This window comes from Synergistota bacterium (assembly GCA_021159885.1).
GTDB lineage: Bacteria > Synergistota > GBS-1 > GBS-1 > GBS-1 > AUK310.
Genome location: JAGHDO010000020.1, coordinates 1 through 5,554 on the forward strand (window position 1 = coordinate 1; position 5,554 = coordinate 5,554).

Sequence of the window (5,554 nt, forward strand, 5' to 3'; positions counted from 1 at the left end):
CGTCCCCACCAAGAAGAGAATTAAAACTATCGAGAAGAAAACAAGGCTTACGAACCAAAGAGATTGCGGTATCCACAGTGGGGTTTGAAGCGGCGTATTTGCCACTGAGTTTCTCAAGATAGAAGTATGCAAAACTCCAAAAGCATAGTAAGTTGTGAGAATAACGAAGATAATGAGAGCCACCAGCGATAAAAGATCAAGAGCAGAACGATATTTAAGCGGAAGCTTTAGATAAAGAATATCTATTCTAACGTGAGCCTTCTTAAAAAGCGCATAAGAAAAAGCCCATCCGCTCATGATGGCGAGGGTATATCCTGAGAATTCCTCTCCCCCGCTTATGGAAACCGAAAAGAGCTTTCTTAGCAAAACATCAATACATATATAAACCGCCATGAAGAGAACCAGTACTCCACTCGCCCATACCCCATATTTACAAACTCTTTCGGCCATCAATATAGCTCTCTCTATCATCTTTCTCCCCCCACAGCAAATTTAAAGGGGATATGGCTTTAAATGATAAGCCATATCCCCCATCGCTTTCAGAGCATGAAACGAAACTTTACTTAACCTCAGCCTTAAGTCCAACCACCTTACCTATTGTCTCATTCCAGCGCTTGATGGTCTCCTTATCAACGCGCTTAGCCCAAGCGGGAAGGACATAATCCACAAGGATCTTACGCGCAAGTTTTATATCCTCAGGACGCACTTTAACGAGCTTCATACGATTAGGCTTGCCATATTGACAGTCTCCTATCCCTGTTAAACAGTTTATACCTTGCTGAGTTTCCTCATCAGCATCCGCCCACGCAGGCTCTTCAAGCTTCTCTTTTATAAGCTTCTGAATGGTCTTACGCTCCTCAGGAGAGAAAGAATTCCAAGTATCAAGCCTTATAACGGTCATAACATAGTCCCATCCCCCTATGGGCAACGGATAGAGATAGTTAGAAACCTCTCCCCATCCCGCGCTATATCCAGAAAGGCTTCCCGTAACGGCGCAATCCACGACTCCTCTCTGCAGGGCAGTAGCAACCTCGCTAAAGGTTATCGTAACGCCTGTAGCACCGAGAGCCTCAACGAATTGAGAGGTCGTCCACCCACTTGCACGCACCTTTTTGCCCTTAAGATCCTTAAGGCCCGTTATCTTGACCTTGGAAAAGAGAATCTGAGCCGGATAAGGAACCACAGCGAGAAGCTTAGCGTTAAATCTCTTCTTAATTATATCTGCCATCACAGGCTTATAGGCTTCCACAACCTTCCTGGCTGTCTTAATATCCGGCGCAAGTGCGGGAAGATCCAAACCAGCCAGCCCGGGAGCATCGGAAACGACATAATCAACAACCGTTGAAACCGCATCAAATACTCCCTTATCCATAGCACGTAAAACTGCTGGTCCCTTAAGCTTGACCTGCCCAAGAGAAGTCATAATTGTTTTTACCTTGCCTCCCAATGCCTTAGGCAAAGTCTCTGTCCAGAAGGGTCTCTCAAATTTCTTATAAAGGGCAAGACTGCTCCAGCTTCCCACAACTCTGAGGGTTCTTACGCCAGCCAGAGCAGGTATCGAGACGAAAGCCACTAACAAAACCACCGCCACCACCGCTATTCCAAGCTTCCTCATAAATAGCACCTCCTTCTCGTCAGGCTATGTATACATCATGGCGCTCAACTTGGATACTTTAAATTGATACTTTAAATTATAAAACAGCTATGTACTCAAGTCAAGGTTTGGCTATTCCGCTTTCTATCGCTCCCTTGAGCTTTTCGGGGGCAGAGCTCCCTATTCGATACAATTTTCCATTCCTTATCACTATTTCAACCGCCATAAAGCCGGAAACGTTAAAGAGCCAGCCTCCAGGAATAAGTCTAATTCCCCATCCATACCACCACGGATTTCTAACGATTCTGCATCTTAGAATATCCCTTAAGAGAAAGCTTTTTCTTATCAATCCTATTCCAAACCTGATCCTTAAATGGGTGCTATCAACCGTGATTCTCATCGTTGAAAAAAGCAAAGCCGCAGACAAAAGCAAGAAAGAGCTTATAAGGATCGGTATCTCTCCCGTCCTTTTCCACATATAAAAAGTTATGATCTCTGCCACTCCCAGAATTAAAAGGAGCACCCAACCAACTTGCGTTTCAGAGTAAATCAGCATTCCCATCCGACCTGCTCAGGCAGGCGAATAATAGCAGCGCTTGGGAGAAATTACCTTTCCCTCACCCTTGAGCTTCTTTATTATCTTTGATACCTCCTTGCTATCAATACCCGTGAGCTTAGCTATGTCACCAGGCTTGAGAGGCTTCCCCACTTTCTTCATAGTCTCGAAAACGACTCTCTCCCTCTCCTCCATCAACCCCCACCCCCTTATCATGCATATGCTACTAAGGTCTCGCTCCCCTGTTTTAGCATACCAACTCTTAAACGCGCACCACATAGGCTTTCAAGCAAATCAGCAAGTTCATCCCTTGCCTTAACGATTAGCTCCTCTGAAACCGGCCCTATCCCATCAACGTTTATAACCACTCTGCGACTGTCTTCGGTTATTTTGGAAAAGTCTCCATTTCTCCAATTCCATCTCCTGCACATCACGTTCAAAGTCCTATCATCAAAGTAGATAACCTCCCCCGGCTCAGGATGCTCCTCTTCCTTTCCCCCAAGCGGTAGAAATCGCTCTTTCCCAGTAGCGAAACCAAGACGCATATTTCCCTCAACCTTATCCGCGTCATCCCCTCCACACGGTATCAAATACTTTATCGAAATATAGTTAAAGAGAGCAACAGTGCTATTTATAAAGGGAATTTTGCCTCCTTTCTGAACGCGCTTTATTAAAGCCTTAATGGAAGGCGGAAAGCGATTGGGATTAGATCCAAATTTTCTATGCGCCTCTTCCCATGCTTTTATAAATTCATGCTCAAGCCAGTTTTCCCCTCCTCTTCGAGAAGCCATAACCTCTTCTAAGAGAGAAGCTATCTTAGAATTCCCAGCTTCATTCTCCATGTCGTCTACAATAACCACACCCCGCTTAAAATCCGGAAAGGCCTCAAAAATTGCTTTTTCAACAATTATCATCTTTTCAGCCATTTAAAGAGCTTACCTCCTTTCCCAACCGCATATATCATTAGCACAGATAATGCCAGAAATTATAACCGCTTCTATACCCCCACCTGGGAAGGTAGACGCACTTGCTAAATATAGTCCCTCAATTGGGGACTTAAAATAAGGTCTCTTGACATCTATAGATTGATCAAAAGAGTAAATAGCTCCCTCCGGCATAGAGGTATAAGCCTCGAAAGTCCTTGGAGTAGCTGCGTCTTTCACAAGAATATTCCCTTCCAGCTCCGGAATGACCTCGGAAGTTTTCTCAATAAGCAAATCAGATAGTTCTCCTTTCCTCTTATTATACTCCTCCGTGCCTCTTTCCGGAAAATCATAATAATTCGCTCCGGTTATTATAGTTACGCTTGATTTCCCATGTGGGGCAAGGCTCGGATCAGCATTCGAATTTATAACAACTCCGTATCCATTATCTAAATTTTCGATAAGCGTGGGATAGGAGCTGAGATCGGCATCCACTCCAAGGAAGACCATAAACACCGAAGGAGACATTTTAAGCTCCCTTATATACTCAAGAAAGCTTTTTTCCAACTCCTTACTATCTATAAGATTGAGAAACACTATCTTAGCATTAGCGTTAGCTACAACCACAGATGATTTAAAGAACTTGCTCCCCACCTTTACACCGTAGGTCTTCCCAGTTCTAACCAGTATTCTCTCCACCCTATGCCGTAGAAGAACTTCACCACCGTTAGCCTCTATAACACCCTTTAGTGCATCAGCAAACTTTTGGGCTCCTCCCTTAGGGAAATATCCTCCCTTAGCATAGTAGGAAAACATAGCTCCAAGAGCGCTTCTTCCCGAGGTTTTCTCAGGAACCGTTCCAAGATAGCCTATAAGTGCACATAAAAATCTCTTTATATCATCGCTCTTGAAATACTCGTCGAGAAGATCGCGAAGCGTCCTTCTCCCAAGCTCATAAAGCGTAGGATAATCCCGGGGATAGCTCAGCAACCTATTCGCCCCCAAAACTTCAACTACGATCTCAGGCGGTAAAGGAGCACCAAATGGCTCTTTCTCCTTTTGAGACTCCTCAAGAGCTCTCTCAATCATGCTGAAAAATCTCTTTATACCATCTCTTTCCTCAGGGAAAAATCCCAACAGATTATCCATGAAATCGGAGGGCTCCACAACATCGAAAGCCTCACCCCTGAAAAGATATCTAACCGTGTTTTTAACGAAAAAATCTTCCTTGTTAAGTCCCAGCTTCTTCAGAAAAAGCGAAAGGGTACCTCCTTCCCAGAGACCGCTTACATTCTCCACACCACAGTTAAAGGTAAATCCTTTTCTTGAAAATGAAGAGCAGTATCCTCCAGCCTGATAGTGCTGTTCCAAAACGAGAACCTTATACCCCCGCAAGGATAAAAGAGCTCCACAGCTTAAACCACCTATTCCAGAACCAACTATTATGACATCATATTCATTCTGCAGCTTCTGGGAGCGCGGTTTCACCCTCACCTTCCACTCCTTCCTCTTAAACTTCCTTGAAATGAAATAGGTTGGTCCCTTCTTTGGGAAAATCATTGAAAAAATTATGCCAGCAGCCACTAAAAGATTTGATAGAATAATAGGATATATACCTGATAAAATCAGAAAAAGAAGAGCATTGATCAGAAAAACTCCCGTCCACACCGTGGTTATCACCACATTTACCATTATGAAAATCTCATCCTTCCAATAGCTTTCCGGATAGGCCCTCTTGGCGATCTCAAGCGTGAAGGGCTTTTTGATCAAAAGAGAGGTCAAGGAAACGGAAAAAAGAAGCGCATAGCTGATAAAAGCTCCTCTTTCAGCGAAAAATCTCCCTCCCTGAAGGAAGGACGCAACAGCAACCAGAGTGAAATAGGCCAAAGTTGTTAAATCAAGCAAATTGTACCTCTTCTTTAAAACCTGTGGAAGAGTTATGATAAGGGATGCTATAGAGGGGAAAATCATGCCAATTTTGCTTCCCGTTCCACAAACGACCCAATAAATTATCCATGGTACAAGTGAAACGAAAACATAGAACAATCTAAAACACCCCCTTTTCTAAGCTCGGCTCAGTCCTACATCAAGCGCCGTCATCGCAGCGAAACCTATCAAAGCACCCAATGTAGCAGTGTCAGAGTTCCCGCTCGATTGAGATTCGGGAATAACCTCCTCGACAACCACGAAGATCATAGCTCCAGCAGCGAAAAGGAAAGAGAGGTCTCGCTATTTCAACCAGCCAGGCTCCCAGAGCCCACCAATAGGTTCCATGAGGGCAGAAACTTGGCCATACCAAAAGCTTTTAAAACGAGATATCCCCTCTCTTCTTAAAGGCACTCATACTGAAACCATTATACTACAAAAAGATTAACCTTAAAAAATATTATATATATCGATAAATCGATTTATCGATATTGACATATAGCATTTAAGAGTTATAATCTTCTATAAGAGAAGGAGGTGATCAAAATACATTAC

General features: G+C 43.7%; 6 protein-coding genes. All 6 read right to left on the bottom strand.

Features of this window, described 5'->3' with window-relative positions; all coding sequences use genetic code 11:
• The coding region (locus J7M13_01670; protein ID MCD6362698.1) for a TRAP transporter small permease at positions 1-471 on the bottom strand (471 nt) is incomplete at its 3' end.
• Positions 472-559: 88 nt separating this feature from the next.
• Positions 560-1,615: a TRAP transporter substrate-binding protein gene (locus J7M13_01675; GenBank protein ID MCD6362699.1), complete on the bottom strand. Its 1,056-nt coding sequence runs from the start codon at positions 1,613-1,615 to the stop codon at positions 560-562.
• A 100-nt stretch (positions 1,616-1,715) separates the two neighbouring features.
• Positions 1,716-2,150, bottom strand: coding sequence for a hypothetical protein (locus J7M13_01680; protein MCD6362700.1), 435 nt, complete (start codon positions 2,148-2,150; stop codon positions 1,716-1,718).
• Between the two features lie 15 nt (positions 2,151-2,165).
• The gene (locus tag J7M13_01685; GenBank protein ID MCD6362701.1) at positions 2,166-2,345 is read right to left on the bottom strand and encodes a transcriptional regulator; all 180 of its coding nucleotides are present in this window, start codon (positions 2,343-2,345) and stop codon (positions 2,166-2,168) included.
• A gap of 17 nt (positions 2,346-2,362) precedes the next feature.
• Complete coding sequence (locus J7M13_01690; GenBank protein ID MCD6362702.1) at positions 2,363-3,076, bottom strand: hypothetical protein; 714 nt, start codon at positions 3,074-3,076, stop codon at positions 2,363-2,365.
• Between the two features lie 9 nt (positions 3,077-3,085).
• Positions 3,086-5,044, bottom strand: a complete 1,959-nt coding sequence (locus J7M13_01695) for an NAD(P)/FAD-dependent oxidoreductase (protein ID MCD6362703.1) — start codon at positions 5,042-5,044, stop codon at positions 3,086-3,088.
• Positions 5,045-5,554: the final 510 nt, after the last annotated feature.